This window comes from Streptomyces sp. YS-3, from assembly GCF_045257485.1.
In the GTDB taxonomy this organism is placed as follows: domain Bacteria; phylum Actinomycetota; class Actinomycetes; order Streptomycetales; family Streptomycetaceae; genus Streptomyces.
Genome location: NZ_JBJHPC010000870.1, coordinates 1 through 2,044, shown reverse-complemented (window position 1 = coordinate 2,044; position 2,044 = coordinate 1). Strand labels below are relative to the sequence as shown.

Genomic DNA, 2,044 nt, shown 5'->3' with positions numbered 1-2,044 from the left:
GGCGGGGGTTCGGCTGCGGGCCGGCGGGGGCCGAGCGCGCAGTTCCCCGCGCCCCTGGGCAACCGGGGGCGCGGGGCTGTGTTGATGTGCGGCTCCGCCGCGTGGGCGCGGCCGGCCCACCACCGGTCCGCGGCCGGCGGTGGACGCGCTCACTCCTCGGGAGGGAAGACCGCCTCGCCCGAATCCCGCAGGGTGATGCTGATCGCCTCCACCGGGCACCCCTCGGCCGCCGCGAGCACCTGCTCACTGGCGTCCGCGTCCGGGGCCTGGGGCCGGGACTGGCGAGCCGTGTCCAGCGCGAAGGACCCCGGCGCGGTGCTCACGCACATCCCCGACCCGATGCACACGCTCCGGTCGACCTCGACGTGCCAGCGGTCGCCCATCACGCCCCGCCCCCGTACCCGGCCGGGAGATGGATCATCTTGTGCTCCAGGTACTCGCTCAGCCCCTCGGGCCCGAACTCGCGCCCGAGGCCCGAGTTCTTGTAGCCGCCGAACGGGCCGAACATGTCCAGGCTGAAGGTGTTCACGTTGAACGTCCCCGTGCGCACCTGTCGGGCGAACTCGACGCCGCGCTCCACGTCACCGGTCCACACGCTCCCGCTGAGCCCGTACTCGGAGTCGTTCGCGATCCGCAGCGCCTCGGCCTCGTCGCCGTACGGCAGCAGGCAGATCACCGGCCCGAAGATCTCCTCGCGGGCGATCCGCATGGAGTTGTCGACCCCGCCGAAGAGCGTCGGCTCGACGTACCAGCCCCGGTCCCGCCCGGCCGGACGGCCGCCGCCCGCCAGGATCTTGGCGCCCTCCTCCTGGCCGATGCGGATGTAGTCGAGCGAGCGCTGCTGCTGGCGCCTGGCGACCAGCGGGCCGACCTGGGTCGCGGGGTCGAGCGGGTCGCCGACGACGAGCTGCCCGGCGGCGGACGCGAAGGCCTCCGCGAACTCCTCGTAGCGGCTCGCGGGCGCCAGGATGCGGGTCTGGGCCACGCACGCCTGCCCGTTGTTCATCCACGCGGCCGGGACGACTCCGGCGACGGTCGCCGCCAGGTCCGCGTCGGGGAGCACGACCGCGGCGGACTTCCCGCCCAGCTCCAGGGTGACCCGGGTGAGGTTGCGCGCGGCGACCTCCATCACGCGCCGGCCCGCCGCGACGGACCCGGTGAAGGACACCTTGTCGACGTCCGGATGCCCGACCAGGTACTCGCTGACCTCGCGGTCGGCGGGCAGGATCGACAGCACGCCCTCCGGCAGTCCGGCCTCGCGGGCGATCTCGCCGAGGATGTACGCGTCGAGGGGCGTCTCCGGGGACGGCTTGAGCACCACCGGGCACCCGGCGAGCAGCGCAGGCGCGAGCTTGGCGGCGGCCACGAACTGCGGGACGTTCCACGGGACGACGGCCGCGACGACCCCGACGGGTTCGCGCCGGACCAGGATGGGCCCGAGGACGCCGGTGCGCGGCTCCTCGTACGGGAAGTCGCGGGCCACGGTGATCGCCGCGTCCCAGACCATCATCGCGCCGAGCGCCTGCGCCAGGACGCTCCAGGAGTACGGGGAGCCGTTCTGCGCGCTGATGGAGCGGGCGATCTCCTCGTGGCGCAGGGCGATGGCGTCCTTGATGCGGGAGACGACCTCGATGCGTTCGGCGAGCGGCAGCCGTGGCCAGGGGCCCTCGTCGAACGCCCGGCGGGCGGTGGCGACCGCGTGGTCGACGTCGGCGCGCGAGGCGTGCGGTACGCGGCCGATGAGCTGCTCGGTATGGGGGGAGATCACCTCGATGACGTCGGATCCGCGGGGGTCGGTCAGCTTCCCGCCGATGTAGAGCTGTTCGTGTTCGACCAGGTCGTTGGTGGCTTGGGTCATGGCTGGGCGCCTCCCGCTCGACCGCCCCGCGGCGGCTCTCCGACGACGTTCCTGACGGCTTATCAGATCTGCCTGAACTGATACCAGTTCCCCTATGAGGAGTCCACGGGCCGGGAGAGGCGGTGAGCGGGGCTTGAGGACTGACTGAAACACGTTCTACTGTGGCGGCATGACGCAGGGGACGCG

At 72.9% G+C, this 2,044-nt stretch carries 2 protein-coding genes; both read right to left on the bottom strand.

What is annotated here, in order from left to right; translation table 11 throughout:
• Nucleotides 1–149: 149 nt before the first annotated feature.
• Nucleotides 150–383 carry a ferredoxin gene (locus ACJA3G_RS35760; protein ID WP_406557195.1) on the bottom strand — a complete coding sequence of 78 codons (234 nt, stop codon included), beginning with the start codon at nt 381–383 and terminating at the stop codon, nt 150–152.
• On the bottom strand, nt 383–1,858 hold the full coding sequence (locus ACJA3G_RS35755; RefSeq protein WP_406557194.1) for an aldehyde dehydrogenase: 1,476 nt from the start codon (nt 1,856–1,858) through the stop codon (nt 383–385). Before ACJA3G_RS35755 ends, ACJA3G_RS35760 begins: the two co-directional genes overlap by 1 nt.
• Nucleotides 1,859–2,044 lie beyond the last annotated feature (186 nt).